The organism is Thalassomonas actiniarum, from assembly GCF_000948975.2.
GTDB lineage: Bacteria > Pseudomonadota > Gammaproteobacteria > Enterobacterales > Alteromonadaceae > Thalassomonas > Thalassomonas actiniarum.
The window spans coordinates 135525-157485 of record NZ_CP059736.1; the positions used below are offsets into that span (position 1 = coordinate 135525).

Annotated in this window: 22 protein-coding genes; 17 read left to right on the forward strand and 5 right to left on the reverse strand. The window is 43.8% G+C overall.

The genetic code is table 11. The features are described 5' to 3' along the window. The first annotated feature begins 44 nt into the window (after positions 1–44). The 6 genes from SG35_RS29185 to SG35_RS29210 all read left to right on the forward strand — a co-directional run bounded on the left by SG35_RS29185 (position 45) and on the right by SG35_RS29210 (position 3865). Positions 45–1196, forward strand: coding sequence for a toll/interleukin-1 receptor domain-containing protein (locus SG35_RS29185; RefSeq protein WP_053043509.1), 1152 nt, complete (start codon positions 45–47; stop codon positions 1194–1196). A 239-nt stretch (positions 1197–1435) separates the two neighbouring features. Next, entirely contained in the window at positions 1436–1705 is a 270-nt protein-coding gene (locus tag SG35_RS29190) for a SymE family type I addiction module toxin (RefSeq protein WP_274055521.1), read from the forward strand. Between the two features lie 126 nt (positions 1706–1831). Then, positions 1832–2113 carry a LytTR family DNA-binding domain-containing protein gene (locus SG35_RS29195; RefSeq protein WP_084693053.1) on the forward strand — a complete coding sequence of 94 codons (282 nt, stop codon included), beginning with the start codon at positions 1832–1834 and terminating at the stop codon, positions 2111–2113. 206 nt (positions 2114–2319) lie between these two features. After that, positions 2320–2844, forward strand: a complete 525-nt coding sequence (locus SG35_RS29200) for a hypothetical protein (RefSeq protein WP_044833779.1) — start codon at positions 2320–2322, stop codon at positions 2842–2844. 213 nt (positions 2845–3057) lie between these two features. Next, positions 3058–3549 (forward strand): hypothetical protein, encoded by a 492-nt coding sequence (locus SG35_RS29205; protein ID WP_044833780.1) that lies wholly within the window; start codon positions 3058–3060, stop codon positions 3547–3549. Positions 3550–3598: 49 nt separating this feature from the next. Continuing rightward, positions 3599–3865: a nicotinamide mononucleotide transporter gene (locus SG35_RS29210; RefSeq protein WP_053043154.1), complete on the forward strand. Its 267-nt coding sequence runs from the start codon at positions 3599–3601 to the stop codon at positions 3863–3865. Positions 3866–3998: 133 nt separating this feature from the next. On the opposite strand, the gene purU is transcribed toward SG35_RS29210, so the two are convergent. From purU to SG35_RS29230, 4 genes are all read right to left on the reverse strand, one after another. Next, entirely contained in the window at positions 3999–4877 is an 879-nt protein-coding gene (purU, locus tag SG35_RS29215; RefSeq protein ID WP_044833781.1) for a formyltetrahydrofolate deformylase, read from the reverse strand. Between the two features lie 394 nt (positions 4878–5271). Continuing rightward, positions 5272–6399, reverse strand: coding sequence for a tetratricopeptide repeat protein (locus SG35_RS29220; RefSeq protein ID WP_044833782.1), 1128 nt, complete (start codon positions 6397–6399; stop codon positions 5272–5274). Positions 6400–6423: 24 nt separating this feature from the next. Continuing rightward, on the reverse strand, positions 6424–7008 hold the full coding sequence (locus SG35_RS29225) for an LPP20 family lipoprotein (protein ID WP_044833783.1): 585 nt from the start codon (positions 7006–7008) through the stop codon (positions 6424–6426). Positions 7009–7865: 857 nt separating this feature from the next. Next, a complete protein-coding gene (locus tag SG35_RS29230) occupies positions 7866–8693 on the reverse strand; it encodes an AraC family transcriptional regulator (RefSeq protein ID WP_044833784.1) in 828 nt (275 codons plus the stop codon). Positions 8694–8802: 109 nt separating this feature from the next. Here SG35_RS29230 and SG35_RS29235 point away from each other — a divergent pair, with 109 nt between their 5' ends. The 5 genes from SG35_RS29235 (at position 8803) to SG35_RS29255 (ending at position 12019) form a co-directional block, all read left to right on the forward strand. Next, positions 8803–9270: a YHS domain-containing (seleno)protein gene (locus SG35_RS29235; RefSeq protein ID WP_044833785.1), complete on the forward strand. Its 468-nt coding sequence runs from the start codon at positions 8803–8805 to the stop codon at positions 9268–9270. A gap of 92 nt (positions 9271–9362) precedes the next feature. Continuing rightward, complete coding sequence (locus SG35_RS29240) at positions 9363–9659, forward strand: BufA1 family periplasmic bufferin-type metallophore (protein ID WP_044833786.1); 297 nt, start codon at positions 9363–9365, stop codon at positions 9657–9659. 33 nt (positions 9660–9692) lie between these two features. Next, a complete protein-coding gene (locus SG35_RS29245) occupies positions 9693–10661 on the forward strand; it encodes an MbnB/TglH/ChrH family RiPP precursor modification enzyme (protein ID WP_044833787.1) in 969 nt (322 codons plus the stop codon). 3 nt (positions 10662–10664) lie between these two features. Continuing rightward, a complete protein-coding gene (locus tag SG35_RS29250; RefSeq protein WP_044833788.1) occupies positions 10665–11498 on the forward strand; it encodes an HvfC/BufC family peptide modification chaperone in 834 nt (277 codons plus the stop codon). An 83-nt stretch (positions 11499–11581) separates the two neighbouring features. Continuing rightward, positions 11582–12019 carry a DoxX family protein gene (locus SG35_RS29255; RefSeq protein ID WP_044833789.1) on the forward strand — a complete coding sequence of 146 codons (438 nt, stop codon included), beginning with the start codon at positions 11582–11584 and terminating at the stop codon, positions 12017–12019. A gap of 151 nt (positions 12020–12170) precedes the next feature. Here the strand turns inward: SG35_RS29255 and SG35_RS29260 are convergent, their stop codons facing one another. Continuing rightward, entirely contained in the window at positions 12171–12530 is a 360-nt protein-coding gene (locus tag SG35_RS29260) for a winged helix-turn-helix transcriptional regulator (protein WP_044833790.1), read from the reverse strand. A 349-nt stretch (positions 12531–12879) separates the two neighbouring features. Between SG35_RS29260 and SG35_RS29265 the strand changes: the two genes are divergently transcribed. The 6 genes from SG35_RS29265 to SG35_RS29290 all read left to right on the forward strand — a co-directional run bounded on the left by SG35_RS29265 (position 12880) and on the right by SG35_RS29290 (position 21942). Next, entirely contained in the window at positions 12880–13938 is a 1059-nt protein-coding gene (locus SG35_RS29265; protein WP_044833791.1) for an XdhC family protein, read from the forward strand. Between the two features lie 85 nt (positions 13939–14023). Beyond that, positions 14024–14527 (forward strand): (2Fe-2S)-binding protein, encoded by a 504-nt coding sequence (locus tag SG35_RS29270; protein WP_044833792.1) that lies wholly within the window; start codon positions 14024–14026, stop codon positions 14525–14527. After that, the gene (locus tag SG35_RS29275) at positions 14524–16794 is read left to right on the forward strand and encodes a xanthine dehydrogenase family protein molybdopterin-binding subunit (protein ID WP_044833793.1); all 2271 of its coding nucleotides are present in this window, start codon (positions 14524–14526) and stop codon (positions 16792–16794) included. The genes SG35_RS29270 and SG35_RS29275 overlap by 4 nt, the downstream gene beginning before the upstream one ends. 440 nt (positions 16795–17234) lie before the next feature. Beyond that, positions 17235–20099, forward strand: coding sequence for a pentapeptide repeat-containing protein (locus SG35_RS29280; protein ID WP_053043156.1), 2865 nt, complete (start codon positions 17235–17237; stop codon positions 20097–20099). Positions 20100–20113: 14 nt separating this feature from the next. After that, positions 20114–21280, forward strand: a complete 1167-nt coding sequence (locus SG35_RS29285; RefSeq protein WP_053043157.1) for a patatin-like phospholipase family protein — start codon at positions 20114–20116, stop codon at positions 21278–21280. Continuing rightward, positions 21277–21942: an HAD family hydrolase gene (locus SG35_RS29290; RefSeq protein WP_044833795.1), complete on the forward strand. Its 666-nt coding sequence runs from the start codon at positions 21277–21279 to the stop codon at positions 21940–21942. The genes SG35_RS29285 and SG35_RS29290 overlap by 4 nt, the downstream gene beginning before the upstream one ends. Positions 21943–21961: the final 19 nt, after the last annotated feature.

Below are 21961 nucleotides of genomic sequence, written 5' to 3' on the forward strand. Positions count from 1 at the left end.
TTTTAGCAAGGCGTTATATTTACGCCCGTCAGTTAGGAGCAAATATGTCAAATATATTTATATCTCATTCATCAAAAGACAAACCCTTTGTCAAGAAACTTGCTAGCGCGCTCCTGTCTGAGGGCTTTCCTGTATGGCTGGACTCCTGGAAACTAGAAGTGGGTGATTCGCTCATCGACAAGGTTTATGACGGGATTGAGGCCAGCAGCCTGGTGCTACTTGTCGTATCTAAGTCCGCGGTAGAATCAGGCTGGGTAAACCGGGAAATCAATGCGGCTCTTGTCAAAGAAGAAACAATAGGGCGCAAATTCTTGATCCCATTAAGAGTAGACAGTTGTGAGTTTCCTTTGAAAATTGCTGATCGCCTATATGAAGATTTCTCATCCTCATTCTCTGCCCCTTTTTCTCGGCTTGTCGAACTCTTGGACAAATATGGCGGCAGAGATATACAGCCGTCAAAAGAACGTGAATTACTCGCTCTTAGTTTTTCACGAGAGGTACATCTGAATACATCATCCTTGACTAAAGCAATAGATTGCATTGCTTCTCGTCAGGACTCATTATCGCTAAGCAGCGAGCAAATTGTGATAAACAATGACGAGGTGTACGAACGGCAACTCAGTCGATTACATCAGCGCATTGATAATATTGAGACAGACCCGCACTTTAGCCCAGATCTGGAAAGCTGGCTTAACTATGCACTTGATTGTGTAAAAAGTGGAGAGAAAAATATCCGCAAAGGAGTGGCGTTAATGGTAAATAACGGCTGCTCCTCTGAGGCCATCTACTGGTTTACCAAGATATTACGAGGGCAAATCGTGTACAAATTATGGTCCGCTCAATCCCCGAACGACCCCAAAAATTCTGAATATGGCAGAATGTGGCAGTCGGCATCACTTGGCAGTAATGTCTCTGCTGCTGAATTCTTTGAGGTTTCATCTGTCGAATCAGTGGTTGTGTGGCAGACCTCGTCCCGTGATTTTTCCTTTAGCCTGTGGGTAGGCGAAGATGAAATTAAAAGGATCAGAAACGATGAGGGTGTATATGAGGGGCCTGATATCCTGATTGAGGTCTGTAGTTACAGAAACCTCGATAAATATGTTTATCCTCAAATAGTTATAAGGCATCTTGTTAATGGCATAACCCCTGTTCCCTGGAAGCTTGATGCTTCCGATGTACTGGCAGGAATCAGCTAAAATACGTCTCAATTTAATCATAAAAAAAAGACTATTTCACTATTGATTCAGCCAGCTTAATAGTCTTTATTTATAGTGCTATCCCTTCAACCAAGGAGAGCATTTACCTCAATATTATCTATTCAAGCACCGCTGTTATCATGCAAGTAACGCGGTAACAGCAATAACCCAAGTCGCAACCCCTGAGTGCGCACACACCCAGAGGTCGCTAACCACAACGAACTAACCAGGAGTAAGTCATGGCTGAACATCATCATACGTCAGAGCCAGGCTCGGCAAAAGTAAAATATCCTATTTATCGAAAACTTACCGTATTGGAAACCAGCTGCGAGTCAGCAGGGAAAACCCGCGGCATCGGCATTAATTATGTCCCCGTTAATCTTGAGCCTTGTATTGTACTCAGGGGCAAGTGGTTGCGGCGGGCCGGTTTTTCTGCTGGTCAGAAAGTTAATGTAGTGATAGATCAGGAGGAAATTGTCATCAAACCTAAGTATGTCGCACCTGAATAGGTTTATCTAGACTCGGTTATAAGGAAGCTGGCTGTTTGTTATTGATAAGGAGTCAGCCGGGCGGCTGCGGTTAAACGCAGTCGCTCGGCTTGGTTTAGCTTCACCGCCGGACCGGGAGCCGGATAGATAGAGGTTGTTGCTGTTGCACACCTTAGCTGCATCAAGGGGGCAGGTAATTATTCTGAGCTTTATTTAAAAGACGGTAGCAGCAAATTATACGGTAAGTCGTTAACTAAACTCAGTACCTCATTTTTGCCCAATTTTGTCCGGGTGCGTAAGTCATACATATTGGATATGGCATTGGCAATAAAAATAAAGACCTTGCCGGGAGCGATTTATCAACTGGTGTTTTCTTCCAATGATATTATTCCGGTTAGCCGGGAAAAGACTAAAGCATTGCATCAGTAATTTTGAGCATTATGGCGAACTTTTCTTATTAGACGATATAAAGCAGTATTTTATGCAGGGAAAATGTTAATAATTATTTAGAGCAAGCTGATATAGTTGAACAATTATATATTTTAATTAATTCAGTAAGCCGACATAATGACGTGTTTTATTACGACATTTTGTCGGTTAATAAGCTGTTAGCTTCACTGGAGTTGTAATCAATAATGATGTTCAAACAAAAATTAGTATTAAGTCTCGCATTTCTATTTTTATCGGCTTGCGCAAGTTCAACTAAAAATATTAAAGTTGGCCAAGGGTTAGAAACCAATCAAGGAATTGTCGTAACTAAAATTCACTCAAATTGGGATGGTTACAATAATCCTTTATTAGCCGATTTAGAGTTTATATTTAGCCAAAAAGAAGGCAAGAAAAAAGGCTACAAATTTGTACTTACTAAAGCTGATGATTTGAAAGTTGTTGCTTTACCGGCAGGTGACTATCAATGGTTCCGTATTCTTTTTGGGAATTACTATATGGAGCTAGAGGGGGGCTTTACTATAAAGTCAAATGAAATAACCTATATTGGTGACATATATTCTCAATTAAATCTTGGTATGTTTAGCATGTCTGGCGAAACCAGAGTCACCGATGAATCAGCACAAATAAAAAATGACTTGCAGGCTCATTTCCCTAAGCTTTTAGAGATACATAAAATTACAACAGATCTAACTCTTTTAAAGCAAATGTAAATCTATAAATAAAATGAAACGGTCAAACTATAAGTGATTCAGGTGACGTCTATGTCATACTTGAACCAAGCGTTATACACTAACAGGGATGCTGTGAGAATTGAGCAAGCTATATCGAAGTGTTGATAAGACTTTTTCAAGAAGATTGGTACTAACAAGGTTCAATTGTGATTCACCAAAGCGAATGTTATACAACTACAAGTAGTCAAATACATGCAAAAATCTTTTATTCCTAACTCCTTTGAAGCTCCAAGATTTTTGAAAGCTAATTACTTTCACTTTAGAGTGCTTGACGATACAGTTGCTCAATTAGACTATGAAGCGGTAATGTCTAGCCAACAACGTCTAAAGGGGATTTTTGGTCCTGGTTCAGACTGGCCCAAAAGTGATATGACAATCGAAGAAAATATAGCAAGCTTGCAGGTTCATAAACAAGAATTTGAATCACGTGAGGCATTTGCTTACTCGGTCTTTAGTGACTCAAAGGACACATGTCTTGGTTCTGTTTACATAGACCAAAGTCAATCACCGAATTATGAGTGTGAAGTATATTTGTGGGTTAGAGATGATAGCATCACTTTAGAGAAGGAACTTTATCAAACAGTCTTGAATTGGCTTCAAGAACATTGGCCTTTCTCTAAAATTGCATTTCCCGGTAGAAGTATTACCTGGAAAGACTGGGCTAAAGAGCCAAAATGTCGTTAGCCGCTTAATGTGGTGTTATGTGTTTCTCAAGTCAGGGTGAAATGAATCAGTGGAAAATATATTTGCGCATTACGGGATTGATTGGTTTGCAATTGCTTTAAGCTTGTATGCCGTATATTTACTTGGAAATAAGCAAAAGTCGGGTTTTGTTATATTCGCTATTTCAAACATATTTTGGATTGTGTTGGGTTTGTTTTTTATGTCTAGCTACGGTATGGCTATCGGCAATTTTGCTTTTTTCCTCATTAATGTCAGGGGATTTATTAATTGGAATAAGGCGGCTTTAAAAGAAGAGTCTGCTGCATTAAAGACATAACAAGGACTATGGTGCCAATTCCTGATTTTTAACTCATTTTAGGAATTTACATGACACCATCTCAGACCTTTATTTTTTAAGTGCAATCAATTCTCTTCGCCGGTATGTCCTTTAAAAACAGAGTTGCATTGGTTCACTTACTAAATACCACGGTTTTTTGACCGTGAAGGAAGATGCGATGTTCGATATGACAACGAACCGCTCTCGCCAAGGTTAAACATTCGATATCACGCCCTTTTGCGGCCAGGTCTTGCGGGTAATAGCAGTGGTCAACGGTTTCCACGCCTTGGCTAATGATCGGCCCTTCGTCAAGATCGTCGCTGACATAATGCGCCGTGGCGCCAACAAGTTTAATGCCGCGATCATAAGCTTGATAATAAGGCCTTGCGCCCTTAAAGCCCGGCAGCAGTGAGTGATGGATATTAATCGCCTTACCTGAAAGTTTTTCGCACATGTCACTCGATAAAACCTGCATATAACGTGCTAATACCACCAGGTCGGCTTCACAGTCCTGGATGATTTTCCATACTTTTGCTTCCTGTTGCGGTTTGGTTTCTTTGCTGATTGGCAGGTGGTAATAAGGAATGCCATGCCATTTAGCCAGTTCCTCTAAATCAGGATGATTAGAGATGATCGCTGGAATCTCTATCGCCAAATCACCCGTGCGATACCGGTATAATAAATCGTTAAGGCAATGGTCGTGTTTCGAGACCATAATGACGACTTTTGATTTAAACGGGCTGGAGGAAAGTTGCCATTGCATGTCAAATTCACTGGCCCGTTTATCAAATTCGCTGCAGAACGCATCGCGATCAAATACTTGTTCTTTATCGGGCCTGAATTCCACACGGATAAAGAAACGCTCTTTATCGGTATCGTCGAACGAGTGAATTTCATTGATATAAAATCCCTGCTGATATAAAAATCGGGTAACCACGTCCACCGTACCGGGCTGACTAGGGCTGTCTGCCGTTAAAATGTGGGTTTGTGGTGCCGGTGTTGTATCGGACATTTTCGATCCTTTATTGTTGATAAAAAGCCAGTTAGTACTCATGAGTTCGAGCTTGAGCTGCTTTTATTGAAGTAAGTATTGCTTCTTTTAATACATCAAAAACGGCAAAGCAAATCTTACTGGGGTTTATTATGCTTTAACAACGCTTGGGTTGTATGCTTTATGGCTCTACACCTTTAAAACCAATTTAGCTTTGGCTGATTTAAGCGCTGAGCTAAAACAAATCTATGTATTATCAAATTACTTTGGTAGCGGTCTGGGAGCAAGCTGTTTGGCAATGCGGTCGAGTAAGCCATAAAAAATAACCATAAGAAAGAGATGTCAGTAATATATAGAGACTCGCATATGAATCAAGCCTTTGCCCCGGCAGGGTCACCAGGGCAAAGGCGTATTTTTACTGAAAAAGATTGGTAATGCTGTCTTGCATTGACTTAAGGGGCCAATCAGGGTCACGCTTGTTGTGGTTGTCTAAATCTGTTTTACCTTCCAGCCTTTTTATTGCATTAAGCACTAAGCCGGTATCACTTGATGATAAGCCGGCAGACAAATCTAATGCCTGCTCATAAAACCCCTTGGCGGAATCAGACTCTCCTTTGATATCCAGGCAGACGCCTAAGTTATACATCAGCGCCGGAGATTGGCTATAATCAGATGCCGCTTGTTCGAATTTGGCACAAGCCCGGTCAAGCATGTCATTTTCAGCAAAAAATAATCCCCGGTCAAAAACGCCTTTTACTGTCTCAGGCATTGCAGTGTTATCACCATCAATCAGCTTTAAATTCAGCAAAAGTGAGTAAGGGGCAATATCCCTTCTCATTTGTGCAAATATGATATCGAGTGAATCGCTGACCAGTGAACTATTTGATTTGAGCGTTTTATTTTCCTCATTTGGACATTCTTTAAAGGTAGCGCTTGCTTTATAGGTTTTTGCATAAACTATCTCGCCGCTCTCTACCTTGGTTGCTTTGGGGGTGAATTCAACATTTACAGTTTTCTTTTCACAATCAACAGTTATTTCATCGTATTCATAACAGCCGCTTCCTTCTCCCAGGAACTTGGTCACTTTTTCCGTGGCTTCGTGCTCTTTAAGGCATTCTCCTTGAGCCTTGGCCTGATAAGTGGATGTTTCTATATCCGAAACTTGGTAATGAGCCATGAAAACGGTATCGGCGCTCACTGAGCGTCCCAATTTTATCGCGGTTTCTTCATCAGAAGTTGCCTGAGATGAGATCTGCTGCTCTTCCTTCACACGCTTAATGTGGGATTGGTCAATCACATTAAAATAGCGCTCTCCGTCAACATCAACATTGGCAAGAAAAGCCTCAAATTTTGGCAAGGCATCCTTCTTAAGGTCGCTATACCAGGGCTTATCTGTGCCATCAACCTGGATCACCGCGATACTTTTTACTCCTTGCATACCATTAATTTTGGCTGGCATCAGCACTGATTTTTTAGCACTGGGGGTTGATAGACAACCCGTGATAACAGTAACAGCGATTACTGCAATTAATAAATTTTTCATTAGATAAGGTCTCACTATGTTTGGTTAGTTTATTGAATGTTTTATTTCAGCTTCTCGCTCCTCCTTAGTTGTGTGGGCCTTAAACTCTTGATAGGGAAAACTTTGTTCTGTCGGATCGCTTTTTAAGCGAGATTTATCAACGATATGCTTGAAAAGCACCTCAACGGCATCCGGGCTTAATGCAACCAGGGTGCAGTAATAATCGACATTATTAATGGTGGCAATGTCAAATTTAACGGCCCGGATACCATTTAAGGTTTCGCTGGTGAGTTGCCTGGAAATTGAAGTAAAGGTTGCATTTGAAGTCGTACTGTCGTTTGAATCGCTTCTGCTGTCATAGGTTTTGTCCAACGCCTCAGCCCAGGTTTGAACTTGCTGAGCCAGAAAGGTACGGGCATTGGCAGTGGCTTTTTTTTGGTCAATGGAAATGTTTCCTGAAAACTTTACACAATTCGATGCCGCAATCCCGTCCTTAATCACAGGGTTGAAAACCCATTGAGGAATATGACTTTTGGTGCTGGCAGGTTGATTTACTTCTATTTTTTCACTTGAATGGCTACTGGCACTGAACACCGTTGCTAAAAGCATGACAAGAAATATTGGTTTCATCGGTCAATTTCTCATTTGTTACTAAGCAGATATAACTCCTCCCTGTGTTGTTTATTCCCTATACATGTATATCTGGCAAAGCAGTAAAGCTAAAAATACTGTTTTTTTATGGTGTGTATCAGCGCATAAGCATTTTCATGAAACACCACCTCAAAAGGTGGTAATTTCAACTTTTTTATTGAAAAATCATCAAGAGTTGAAATTTTTAACCATTAAAAACAACAGTTTCGTGAAGTAATTATTCATTACTTATCGTCCCTCACGATTGTGCATATACCTGATAACGATGAGCCTGAGCCAGGTTCAAATGTTAACTTATTACCATGGCCTCAATTGAGGAGCTTTTAATGCACTTGGAGTCATAGTGTCTCAAAGCGGTAAGTTCTCGCACTTTAATTCTCAAAAACTTTCCCTGTATTCCTAGAGCCCCATATAGTGATAAAAATAAGCGGATAGATTTAATGGAATATGCAAATGGGTGAATATTGCCGTTTGATTTCAAAGGAATTTATTTAATTGTAACCCTGTGTACTTGGCTCTTGCCTTTTGTTATTACCAGCAGATGCCGGAAAGCGCTTAGCCGCATGCAATAATGTTGAGTAAGACTATTAAGCAAGGTTTAAACAGCACAAGAGCTTGGCGGGTTAACGGTAATAATTGTTTTCGTTATGCCACAATCTTATTTTTTATAGTTTCATGTGTTTAGTGGCTGGAAGCTCGTTAATTGCGCAAAAGTAGCGCCTGAGCGCTGTTGGCAAGGGGGCTGTGCTTTGTACCAACAGGGTTATTACGGTCAGTCACTTAATTGAACTTTATATAAGTAGAATTTGATCAAGCCTATCGTTTGCAGACGTGAGTTAAAGTGACAAACTATCCAGCCATTGTTTTGGCGACATGCCGCAGGTTTTCCTGAACACCCGGGCTAATGCCGATGCGGTATCGTAGCCGACGTTGTTGGCAACCAGGCTGACGCTTTTGCCCTGTTTTAATAACGATTGTGCGGTAGCGACACGCCAGCTCACCAGGTAGTCGTTGGGAGTCTGGCCGATCACTGTTTTAAATATTTCGGCAAATTTTGAGCGCGACATCAGGGCCAGTTCGGCCATTTTATTTAATGACCAGTTCTCCTGCGGGGCATTATGCAGCTGCTGCAAGACCTGTTTCAGCTGCGGGTGCATCAAACCTGCTAACATTCCACGGGCAAGCTCTCCCTTGACCAATAACGACCGCAGCATATTGATAATGAAAATCTCCATCAGACGGTTCATGACCGCCTGACGTCCCTGTTGTTCATCGCCTGCTTCGCTGATTATCCAGTCAATATTGGTTTGTAAAAATGGCGATGACTCTAACGGCAAGATCAACATGTCGGGCAGGGCATCGGCCAGCAAACTGGTACTGCTGCTGTCGTAAGTGATGTTGGCACAAATCAGTTCGGCATTATCTATTTCGCGTGCTTTAAGGCTGTGTTTTGTCGGCCGCGGCAAAAAAATGATGGAAGGCTGGTCAAGCACAAGTGGCGACTTGTCCAGGCCGTTTACAGCCAGTACGCCGCTGCGCAATAAGTGGATATGCCCTTCCAGGGCTTCATTTTCATTGAAGTGCGATAAACCGCAAAGCTTGCCTGTATAGAAAACGCCGGCGGTTAATTTGAAGTGGTCAATGATTTGTGAAAGGTGATCCATGACATCTCTGGACGATTTGACTCAAAGTTCGGACGATTGTATCCCACAGCCCCGTTATTCAACAGTATTATTTCTTCCGTGATTAACAAACAACACCCGAGGAAATTTTATGTTTACCACACGTTTAAAGTCTGCTTTAGCTGTTTCTCTGTTTGCCGTTAGCAGCCTGTCATTTGCCGCAGATATCGACATGAACGCAGATGCCAATGATTTGGCCATTAAAGGTTACGATCCGGTGAGTTATTACACGATGTCGGCGCCGAAAATGGGCAGTGCCGATTATACCGCAACCTACAAAGGCGGCATATACCGCTTCAGCAATGAAGAAAATCGCGACATGTTTAATAAGAATCCGGCCAAATACGCACCTCAATACGGCGGTTATTGTGCCTTTGGTGTCGCGATGGAAAAGAAATTTGATACCGACCCGCTAGCCTGGAAAATCGTTGATGGAAAGCTTTACCTCAACCTCAATAAAGACGTGCAAAAGAAATGGCTGACCGATGTGCCCGGTTATCTTGCCCAGTCAGACGATAACTGGCAGGACATCAGAAAAGTGCCGGCGGCCGAACTTTAATTTTTCAAGCCAGACGGCAAATGAAGAAGTCTACCCGCTGAAAACAAGATGTTTTTAGCGGCGTAAATCAGTATTAATTTCAGGAGAGTCACATGAGTCATAAATTAGCCATATCAACCGCACTTGCCGCCACTTTAACCTTAGGTGTCTTAGCCGATGCCGAAGCAGCGGAAAGACGGGCGAAAAAAGAGAAGTGTTACGGTATCACCCCGGCTGGACAAAACGATTGCAGTAATCTGGCGGGAACCCACTCTTGTGCCGGGCAATCAACCGTTGATAACGATCCGGGGGAGTGGCACTTAGTTACCAAAGGTTTGTGTAAAAGCCAGGGCGGATATACCCGCAAAGAAGCCCGTGAAATTATAAAGCAGCTGAAAAAAGCAAAATAGTGCCCCTTTTCGATATTACTGGAGAAAAACATTATGTTTCCTACACAGTTGAAGACACCGACAGACTTGCCGAAAATCGGTGTTGGTTTAAGGCATGTGCATTATCAAGATGCTTTAGACACTCCAGCTAATATCGACTTTATTGAACTGCATGCAGAAAACTTTTTTGCAGCAGGCGGCGTAAGTCGGGCGTTGCTGGCTGATATTAAGCAACACTATGATATCAGTTTGCATGCCACTTCACTTGGCTTGGGGTCGGCTTTGCCTACGCCGCAGGCACAAATTCAGCAACTGGCCGATTTGATCAGGCTGTGCCAGCCGATAATGGTGTCCGATCATGCCTGTTTTAGCTGGGCGGAGATAAACGGCCAGGCTGTTCACGGCGGCGATCTGCTGCCGGTGCCTTTTAATGATGAAACATTGGCAGTGATGGCGGCCAATATCAGCAGGGTACAGGCGATATTAAAGCGGCCCATCTTGCTGGAAAACCTGTCGGCCTACCTGGTATTGCCCGGTTCTACCTACAGTGAAAGTGAGTTTTTAGTGGCACTTTGCCGCTTAACCGGCTGCAAGTTATTAATCGATATTAATAACTTAGTGGTTAATGCTCAAAATCATGCCTTGTTGCAGCCAGATGGCGGCAAACTTGATGTTATCGAGCATACCAAGCAATGGTTAACCACTATCCCCCGGGATTGTGTCGGTGAATTGCACCTTGCCGGCTGTACTCCGGTGGAGGAAGGAGAGCTGATGATAGATGATCATAGCCAGGCGGTCTCTACAGAGGTCTGGACTTTATACCGGTTTGCACTGGAAAGGTTTGGCGCTGTCGCCACCCTGATCGAATGGGACAATGATTTACCTTCCTGGCAAACCCTGCTCGGTGAAGCGGCTAAAGCAAAAGCTATCGCCCTGGAGGTTTTTACAGACGCACTTAGCGCTTATACACAGGTTCCAAAACAGTTGGCGAATAAACATCACCAAGTCATGGCGGAGGTGTAAATCATGGCGCTTGAACATCAGCAATCAAGTTTACTTGAAGCAATATTTTCACAAGTCCGTCCCGGTGCGCCAATCACTGCACAGGGGTTAGCGATTTATCAACGAAGTTTGCTTAACAACGCCTGTTTTGCATTAAAAATTACCTTTGCCACGGTACATTCTTTTGTCGGTGAAGCGGTGTTTCAAGACTTGGTAAAAAATTACCTGCAAACCGGGTTGAAAAGCGAATATGACTGGGGAGAATTTGGTTTGGATTTTCCGCACTTTATTGCCGGGCAAGCCATTAACCATGCTGCATTGCTCGCCTCGCTTGCCGAGCTTGATTATGCCTGCCATCAATGCGAGCGCAGTGAAAATGTCAGCCGGGATCTGGACTCGCTTAACTTATTGTCCGGGCAAGACCCGTACCGGCTTTCCCTGAGCTTAAGCGCCGGAACCCGGGTAGTAACGTCTGATTTTCCCTTAGATGCGATCATCAATGAAATGACGCAGTTAAGTAAAGAAAATACCAGGTTAACATTTGAGGAGATAGACGATTACTTAGGTTTTTGCTCACAAAAATACCGGGAAAAGACTCAAGACAGCAAAAGGGAAAATACCGGCGATAAGGTCTTTTATTACCTTGTCTGGCGCCCGCATTTTCAGGCGCAATATGCCTCAATTACCGCTGCTGAATATCAGTGGTTACAGCTGTGGCTGTCGGCTAAGCATGACCGGGGTTTATCCCTCGGCCAGGCATTAGATCAGGTCAGTGAAGACTTCGCCATTGTCGACTGGCTGCCAAAAGCCATCGAACAACAGCAACTTAACGGTGTTTATTTAACGCCGATGGCTTAACGGCCCCCAGAATTAAGCTTAACAACATTTATTTACCTTAGCGCGCCGGTAAGCGATCGGCGTCAACCACAGGAGCTATTATTATGACACTGCTAGAAGCCAGGTTATTACACAACCGGATTTTAGATTTCAGCCATTATTTGCTTTCACCGGCGAATGTCTTGGTCCGGATTTATATTGCCGGTATTTTCTTTAAATCTGGACTGACCAAGCTGCGTGACTGGGAGTCGACCCTGATGCTGTTTGAATACGAGTATGAAGTCCCGTTATTATCCCCGGCGGTTGCTGCCTGGTCCGGTACCTTAGGCGAGTTGATATTGCCGATATTATTGGCTTTAGGTTTGTTCACCCGGTTGTCGGCGCTGGGATTGTTTGTGGTGAATTATGTCGCGGTATTGAGTTTGGTGGATATCAGCCCGGCGGCGTTAAACCAGCATGTGCTATGGGGCAGTTTATTGGTGATGCTTGTGCTGCTTGGCGGAGAACGTTTTAGCCTGGACCGCAAATTGAAAATATCGTAGCGAGGTGCATTTGCCGAGTATCAATTCGGCTGGTTTTGCAATACCGATTGCATTTCCAGCTGTTTTTTATTGCCGGTTCAAGACGAATACAGCGAAATCGCTTTATCATTACTGTAAAGCCGGCATGGTAAAGTGATGATCTTCAATAAGCTTAAATCTGGTGAGATTCAGACCATACCCTTAAATCTTCTAAAAGACTCAGGGCGCTTCTGCCAAATTCGGTGAGCTCATAGGTTACCGCAACCGGCCTGTCATTAATGACAGTTCGCAGTACCATGCCTTCGCTTTCTAATTCTTTTAACCGTTGATCGACCATTTTTTTACTGGCGCCACCGAGCATGCGGGTTAAATCATTAAAACGCACGGGTTCATCTTTTAATTTATAAATAATCGAGCCTTTCCATTTTCCGCCAATTAAACGCATGCCCTTTTCGATCGCACAAGGCTCAGTACAGGCGTTTAAAACTTTTTTTCTGCCGTTACTATCTGTTTCTACAACACATTTTTCCATTTGTCACCGGTGTTAATCCAGGTTACCAAAAGTAAACTAATTGATAAGGTTCATCAGGTAACTAAAATATACCACAGGCTGGAAGGGAGCGAAATCATCTGATTCAGCCAATATTCGCTGTTTTCTCATGCTAATGCTGACTTGGTTAAGCTGGCTTCAACTATGCTTTATGGCATAGGTGATAAACCCGGATGTCATATTTCAAGTTTTAGCCGTAGCTAAAGCCGTAGTACTCGCCACCTGTGGGTGCTGATCTTGTGATTGCCAATGCCAGGCAACGGGTTTTTCTGGTGCAAATTGCCGAAAACAGCGGAGGTTTATCTAAAGGCATTTTTACAAGGCAAGGTTTATGAGTAATCAGTTATCTCATCTTTTAACACAGTGGCATGCAAAAAAAGATCAGGGTGAATGGGTATTAGGCACCATTTATGATCATCAAGGCCCTTGTTACCGAAAAGCTGGTGCTATGATGTTATTCAACAGTTTCGGTCAGCAATTTGGCATGTTAAGCGGCGGCTGTTTAGAGTCGGATATTGCTAAAAATGCCCGTAAAGTGATGCAATCCGGGCAAAGTTTGTTGCTTTGTTATGATGGCAGCGACGAAGATGATTTGTCTTTTCAACTCGGCATCGGTTGTGGCGGTACCCTGTATATTATGCTGCAGCTGATAAATGCCGATAATCATTATCTTGAACTTACCCGTGTATTTGATGCGTTAAAGGCCAGACAAACCGGGATTTATCATCAAAAAATTCCTGATAACGGTGAGCCTGATCAAGCCAGCTTTGAATTAGCCGCATTTGCGGATAAAAACTCTCAGGCAAAGCTTGTTTCTCGCAAGCAGAAAAATGAAATAAGCCAATGGTTAGCAACCCCTGTGGTTGCCGAGCCGCATATCCTGGTGGCGGGCGGCGGTTTTGATGCCCGCCCGGTGGTTGAAATTGCCTATCAGTTAGGCTGGCGCGTGAGCCTCTGGGATCCCAGGCCTGCGAATGCAAGAAAAGAATACTTTTTAAAAGCCAGGAATATTATTTCCGGCGGTGAGCAGGCGCTTAGCTCCTTTGTTCAAGCCAATCAGCTAGATGCGGCTGTGGTCATGACACACAATATTAACCTGGACGCTAAAGCCATGACGGCATTGCTGCCTTCTTCCATCAGCTATCTGGCGTTATTGGGGCCGACGCACCGCAAACTCCAGGTGCTGGAGCAAGCCAAGCTGGCACCTGAACAGTTACCTTTCCCCCTGGCTGGCCCTGCCGGTTTAGATATAGGTGCGGAGCTGCCTGAAAGTATTGCGTTAGCCATTTTGAGTGAATGCCATGCCAGTTTAAAACAGAAAACAGCGAAATCTATCAGTGGAGTTTTAGCGCCAGCGCCGGTGGGTAATCACCTCAGGCGCTTGGCCTAACCTTTTTAATACGCCCTGTATTTAGTGAATAACTTATTGTTAATTCATGAAATTACCGGGTTTTATATGATGAGTAGGAAAAATTATGATTGAATTTATGCTCAATGGTAAAAAAGTGACCACTTCGGTCGCCCAGGACACTCCGTTACTTTGGGTGCTTCGTGACGAATTTAAACTCACGGGGACTAAATTCGGCTGTGGCATAGCCATGTGCGGGGCCTGTACCGTGCATTTAGGTGATCAGGCCACCCGCTCTTGCGTGTTACCTGTGAGTGCTGTTGCCGGACAAGAAGTCAGGACAATAGAGGGGCTGGAAGGGAAGCATCCTTTACAAAAAGCCTGGGTAGACGAGCAGGTGCCCCAGTGCGGTTATTGCCAGTCTGGGCAAATCATGCAGGCAGCGACTTTGCTTGCCACCAATGCCAATCCGTCTGATGACGATATTGTCAATCATATGAATTCGAACCTGTGCCGCTGCATGGCCTATAAACGTATCAAATCAGCGATAAAAACCGCGGCTGCAACGTCTGCCGGAACAGTTGAAATTTATGATCCGCAATCAGAAAGTGCCAGGGAGTTAAGCGAATGAGCAAGCAACAAAATGAGCCGCAGAATGAGATAGATGCTTCACGGCGTCGCTTTATGATCGGTAGTGTCGGTACTTCATTACTGATGGCCTTTGGCGGTGTTTCAGGTTTGGTTAATTCGCCTTCGGCACAAGCCTTACTTGCCAGTAAGTCGTTCAGCCCGAATGTCTGGATAGAAATGAACAGCGAAGGCGAAGTGCTGGTAAATATCGCCAAGGCCGAAATGGGGCAGCATGTCGGTACGGCTTTCGCGCGTATTGTTTGTGATGAGCTGGGGGCTGACTGGCATTCGGTTCGCATTCGCCATGTTGATACCGATCCTAAATGGGGCTTTATGGTCACCGGCGGTTCCTGGTCGGTATTCCAGAACTTCAAAATGCTGTCACAAGCCGGTGCTGCCGGACGGATAGCCTTGATAGAGGCCGGTGCCAAGATGTTGGGGGTGAGTCCCGAAAGCTGCGATACCGAGCAGGGCTTTGTGATCTCCGGTGACAAGAAAGTAAGTTTTGCCGAGATCATCCAACGCGGCAAGTTTGATAAAATTTTAACCGCGGAAGAGATAAAAAACTTGCCGTTAAAACCGGTGAAGCAGTTGAAACTGGTGGGGAAAAAGAGTCAGGCACTGGATATCCCGGCGAAAACCGACGGCAGTGCCAAATATGGCATAGACGTGGAAGTACCGGGCATGGTGTATGCGCGTCCTATTGTGCCGCCGACACGTTATGGCAGCAAGGTTTTAGAGGTAAAAGATCAAGCAGCCAAAGGCATTGCCGGTTACTTGGGGTATGAGATCATCACAGATCCCAGTGACATGATACAAGGCTGGGTTATCGTGCTTGGTGAAACTTACGCTGCGGCCATGAATGCTGTTAAGGCGATAAGCGTTTCTTACCAAAAAGGCCCCACAGCCACAGTATCGGAAGAAGATATCCAGCAAGAAGGCACACGGCTAGTTAATGATAAAAACCAGGGAGTGTTGTTTGTTGATGAAGGGGATGTTGGCGCGGTTACAGATCTGACAGAAACTCATTTAACTTCGACCTATAAAACAGCATCCGCTATTCATTTCCAGCTGGAGCCCCTAAATGCAACAGTAGAATTTATCGACGGCGTTTGTCATGTCCATAGCGGTAACCAATGGCAGTCTTTAACCTTACCGGCGGTAGCAAAAGCACTCGGTTTACCGGCAGAAAAGGTGGTGATACATCAGTATTACCTTGGCGGTGGATTTGGCAGAAGGCTCTTTGGCGATTATATGATCCCGGCAGCTTTAGTAGCGCAGAAAATTTCGAAGCCGGTAAAACTTATTTTTACCCGTGAAGATGACTCTATTTTCAGTCAACCGCGTTCACCGTCGGTACAACGCTTTGACGCCGCTTTTGACGGAAAAAATGCCTTACTCTCGGTTGAACATGCCCTGACGGCAGGCTGGCCAACCCTGTCGATGGCACCGGGCTTTATGCCGGACAGTGTCGATAAAAAAGGTAAAATAGATCCCTTTTCAACTAGCGGTGCAGATCACTGGTACAGCATAGAGAACCATAGGGTTCGGGCGATCAATAACGATCTGGCACAGCGCACTTTCTTACCCGGCTGGTTACGTTCGGTTGGCCCCGGTTGGATCGGTTGGGGAGTTGAATCTTTTATGGATGAAATTGCCCATCAAAGTAAACAGGACCCAGTGGCGTTTCGTTTAAACCTGCTTGACGGTAAAGGGAAAAACAAAGCCGGTGCTGAACGCTTGGCGCATACCCTTAAGCAGGCGAAAGAAGCTTCCGGCTGGGGAGAAAAACTGGCTGCTGATGAGGGCATGGGTGTTGCGGTTTGCGCGGGCCAGGAACGTACTATGCCTACCTGGATAAGCTGCGTCGCAAAAGTTAAAGTTAACCGCGGCACAGGTGAAGTCAGTCTGAAAAAGCTTACCCTGGTGGTCGATTGCGGATTGGTTGTCCATCCTGATGGAGCATTGGCGCAGCTTGAAGGCTCGGTACTGTGGGGCGTGAGTTTGGCCTTGCATGAAGGCAATGCTTTTAAAGAGGGCAAAATATCAGCGATCAATTTAAATAGCTATTCTCCTCTTCGCATGAATAATGTCCCTGAATTGGATATTCGTTTTGTTGAAAGTGAAGAGCCGCCGGTTGGTTTAGGTGAGCCCGGAGTTATTGCCGTAGCTCCGGCGATAGGCAATGCTATTTTTGATGCGGTTGGTGTCAGGGTACGTGACTTACCTATTCGTGCTGACGAAGTAAAACGCCTTTTAAACAGCTAGGGAAACTTAGCTGCTCTTGATGAAACTGCTCAGGTGGCAATAGCTCTGTTTAGGGCTGCCGCCTGCAATAGGGAGTGAATCCGCTCCCTGCTCCAATAATGATCTTATAAAAGCGATAGACATGAGGATGATTTATTACAAGGACTCCTCATCAATAGCCGTTAATTTTTATAAATAGTTCAAAATATATCCTTTAAAAGTTTGAAACTAAAAAGCTTTACGGTAGATAATGGAGCAATTAAGTAGATGGAATTACTGAGATGTCTGCATAATAAACGTTAGCTTTAGGGACAGGAAGTTGCAGACTACTTGCTCACTGCCATAAGTAGATGTTTATTGTTTTGACTCACCCTCTTTAATCTACAACAAAAATACATCCTGTTGAAAATTAAGAGTACCCGTACTCTGCAACCAACGGCAAAAGAGATCAAGGGAAAGAAATGTCACTACCAAAGCTGTTCATAAGTTATAAAAGTGGTCATCAGGCCAGTGATGGGGTCATTCAAGAGATTGAAAATGAACTTGGCCAAGATTTTGACCTGTTACGCGATGCTGATATGGAAGTTAGCAAACGTTGGACTCGTGAGCTCTATGATTGGCTGCTTGGTTGTGATGCCGCCATTGTTATTCTAAGTAAGGAAGCCAACGCGTCTGACTGGTGCCGAAGGGAGTGGGCAGTACTTGTTGCCCGCTGGAATATCATGGATATCCCGGTGATTCCTGTTTGCGTTGAAAGTGAATTCTTTGATACGGGGATACTTGATGAAATTCAAGGTACCAAGGGGGTCATAACTGCTGATAATTATCTCGAAAAAATAAAAACTGCCTTATCAGGCGTTTCCTCTCAAGAACGTACCGCAAATGATTATCTGGCAGCTCATCAGGCATGGCTCTATTGGCAATACCACGATGCTCCAATATTTCAAAAAGAACCTTATGCGCTAGCCGATGTTTACATTGAACCGGAGTGCGGGTCATTGCTGTGGGAACAGGTTCAAAATGACAAAAAAGATCCTTTTCAAGAAAAAGGTAAATGTGGTGGGCGAGAGCTCATGCTTGAAACCGTACTCTCTTTGATGGGAAATCCTGATTTTTCAGATTTAATTACTATTCAAGCAGGGCCTGGTGCAGGTAAGTCGGCCTTTACCTATCGACTGGCAAGTAAATTAATTGATGGAGGTTTGCAATCAATCATCATTAAATTTAAAGACTTACGTTTAAGTAGTTTTTCAACGGTAGATGAATTACTGGATGATGCAATCCGAATCGGCTTTGCTGATGAAGACTCACCAAACCCGGGTTCAGAGATCATTAATACTCTGCTTGAAGAAAGAATAAAGTTTCAGCAAGCTGAAATTTGTAAAACAGTTATTATCCTTGATGGTTGGGATGAGGTAAGTCTTACCGGCAACGTGTCGTTTAAAGCTCAATTATCTACATGGTTGCCAAAAATACGTGATTATTTCATAAAGAGGCGTGGCGTAAAGGTGCGTTTGGTATTGACGGGACGTCCTTCAAATGAGGTTTCCCACAGTGGAGTTTTGCGAAAAACCACACCACTACTTACTATGCGCGCCATGCGTCCGGAGCAGCTACAACAATACGCGAAAAATATTTCCCGGTATCTTATTGATGCACAGAATAACCCCAGCAAAGAGATAAAAGAGGCTGCCTGGTCACTTAACCTGCAAACACTTAAACCTGTGTTTGAGCATTATGAGAGTTGGTTTAATGAAGAACACCAGCAGGGTTCTGATTCTACAGGAGACTTTCTTGGAAACCCTTTGTTGGCATACTTGTCATTCAGGGTTTTTTCCGAAACAGACAAGTCACCTGAAGACCTTATCAGCAAGCCCACGGCGCTTTACCATGAATTAATAAATATTACCGTGAAATATGCAGGTAAGGGACAGGATGAAGACTTGGAAGAGGCTGCTCACCGTGGCGGAGAAAATTTGCGGCGGTTATTGCAAGAAGTTGCTGCGACAATCAGCATACTGCGGGGAGAGTCAGTCTCTTTTACTGAATTAGAAGCTCGTTTTGAAGATCGCGAATTACCCATACCAAAAGATTTATTGAATAATTGGCATCATCAAGCGGATACAGAAACAGCATTGCAAGAGTTGGTTATCAATTTTTATTTTAAAGGCGGCAATACCAACCTTGGATGTGAATTCTTACATAAAAGTTTTCGTGAATATTTGTTTGCAGAAGCAATTTTTTCAGCATTACTAGATGTATCCAAAGCACGGCAAGGCCTGTTTGAACCATATAAAAATTATGACTATTGGGAAGATTTTGACAGCGGCACCCCTGAGTACGATCTGTCAAGACGACTTGCTTATTTATTATCGCCTCAATGGCTAACAGGAGAAGTAAGAACTCATTTATTTTGGTTAATTGAAAATCACATGGCGTCACATCTTAATCAGTGGCAATGGTTACGAGATGCTGTTTTGTCTGTTTATGCCTGGTGGGCTGAAGGTGCTTTACTTCGGCACCAGCCGACAAGAAGCCGGGTTGGTTCACGCTGGGAAGCGCCCTATATTGATACGCTCTTTCAGCAAGTGATTCCATTTGATACAAATGATGATTTGGCTCCAATCCGCACAAGTGTGCTGGACTCCCATTTTGGGCATGCTCTTATGCAAATAACCGCTTATATTTTTGATCAACTATCAAAGCAACTAAGCACTGAGAATAATCTTAAAAAACGGGAGCTAACCTATTGCTCTGCTCTGGATGACAGCCTTCGTTTTCAACCTGGCGGTGAAGGTTTTTTTAAAGCTTTAATTTCTAAGTTCACCACTGAAGGGTGGGGGCAGCGTGACATTAAGGGGATGTTTTTAGGAAGGATTAAACTTCTTGAAAATGAGTTTTCTGGGTTTATTTCAGGATTTAGTTGTGTTTTACGTGAGGCCGATCTCTACAAAGTTAACCTGGTACAGGGGAATTTTTCATACTCCAATCTGGTAAACGCTAATTTAAGTAGTGCCATTCTCATGGGAGCATTTTTCATAGGTGCTAATCTCTATGGAGCTAATCTCAGTAGAGCTGATCTCAAGAGAACTGATTTCAGGCACACTAAACTCAGAAATACAGATCTCAGCGAAGCTGATCTCAGTGGAGCTGATCTCAGTGGAGCTGATCTCAGTGGAGCTAATCTTAGTGGGGCTAATCTTAGTGGGGCTAACCTGAGTAGAGCTAAGCTCAGTGGAGGCAACCTCAATGGAACTAACCTCAGTGGTGTTGATCTCAGTGATGTTGATCTCAGTGAAGTTATCGGTTACAGCCCAAAATCATAACTTGGAGCACTATAGTGAATTCATCGAAAAAAACTAATACGAAGCGCATTTTATCCATAGATGGTGGAGGAATCCGTGGCTGCTTAACACTTGGCTACCTACAAAATATTGAAACAATAGTGCGCAAGGAACTTAATAAAGAAGATGCTGTGCTTTCTGATTATTTTGATTTGATCGGAGGAACAAGTACCGGCGCACTTATTGCGGCGCAGTTAGCGCTTGGCTTTGACGTAGCAACGATAAGAAAGCACTATGAAAAACTAGGCAAAAAAGTTTTTTCAAAGCCTGCATACCTGATAAAACATCTGCCTCTTATTGGCCGTTTGGTAGATAAACTCTATACCAAGTGGTCTGTTAAACCACTTGAGAAAGCAATCAAAGAAATCATTTCAGAAAAAATCACCTTAGGTTCACTCAGTATCAAAACAGGCCTCTGCATTGTTACCAAGCGTGCAGATAACTTTAGTACCTGGCCTTTCATCAATCATCCCGAAGGTAAATTCTTTGAGGACAATTGTGATATCCCGCTGTGGAAAATACTACGTGCAAGCTCTGCTGCGCCAACTTTTTTTAAGCCGATAGAACTGGATGTTGGCTTACCTGCTGAGCCTGACTTTGGCATGTTTGTCGATGGCGGTGTCAGTATGGCAAACAACCCGGCATTACAACTTTTTCTTATCGCCACCCTTGACGGTTTCCCCTATCACTGGCCTGCAAATAAAGAAGATCTTTTGATTGTTTCTGTTGGTACAGGCTTTTGGAAACGCCGTTTAGATACCAAGAAACTCAAAAATCCGTGGAATATCTTTTGGGCGCAAAATGTGCCGGAAATGTTGATGTTGGATGCTTGTGACAACACTGAACTGCTAATGCAGTACTTATCAAATTCACCGACGAACCGTTATATCAATTATGAAATTGGCGATCTCTCCGGTGATCTGCTCTCTGGTCAGCCTTCTTTATCGTATGTTCGCTACAACGTAGAATTAGAAACAAGTGAAAACTATCGGAAGTACCACGGCGATAAAAACTCTGATATTGCTGCTGCACTATCAAAATATAGTGAGGCTGACATTGAACGGCTGAGGGAAATGGATAAGGGGAGCAATACTGACGAACTCTTAGAACTTGGCGATATATTCGCTAAAGAAGAAGTTAAGGCAGAGCACTTTATATTATGAAGCCGACACCAATAACCGCCGTATTTGATCTTGATTTCACTCTTATCAACACAGACAGTGCCGAAGGCTGGTTAGCCTTTTTAGCTGAGCAAAAGTTGCCGCACAGCATACAGGCAATAAAAGAGTGCCGGCAGATCATGAGTGATTATGATAACGGTACTATGGATATGGCCGCTTATTTAAAAAGCTGGTTTAAACCCATTAACGGTATGCAGCTAACCGATGTTAATGGCCTGACGAAGCAATTTGCTGAGCAGGTGGTGGCCCCGAAAATCTTTGCCCGGGGGATGGAAAGGTTAAACTGGCATTTACAGCAAGGCCATAAGGTCTTAATTGTTTCTGCCAGTCCGGCGATAATCGTTAACCCCATAACCAAGCTTTTTTCAGTAGCAGATAGTGTAGGCATTGAAAACAGGCTGAATGGTAACCTTATTACCGACGAGGTGATTGAGCCCTTTAGCTTTAAGGAGGGTAAGGTATTGGCGGTGAACCTGTGGTTAACTTCACTGTCATTGGCTCCTGATGTGGTTGATTATGCTTATAGCGACTCGATAAATGATGTTCCCCTGTTGCAAATGGCTAAACAGGCAATGTGCATCAATCCTGATGTCCGGCTAACTGAAGTTGCTAAGCAGCAAGGCTGGGCTATCTCGCATTGGTAACGGAGCTTAATACTTTTGA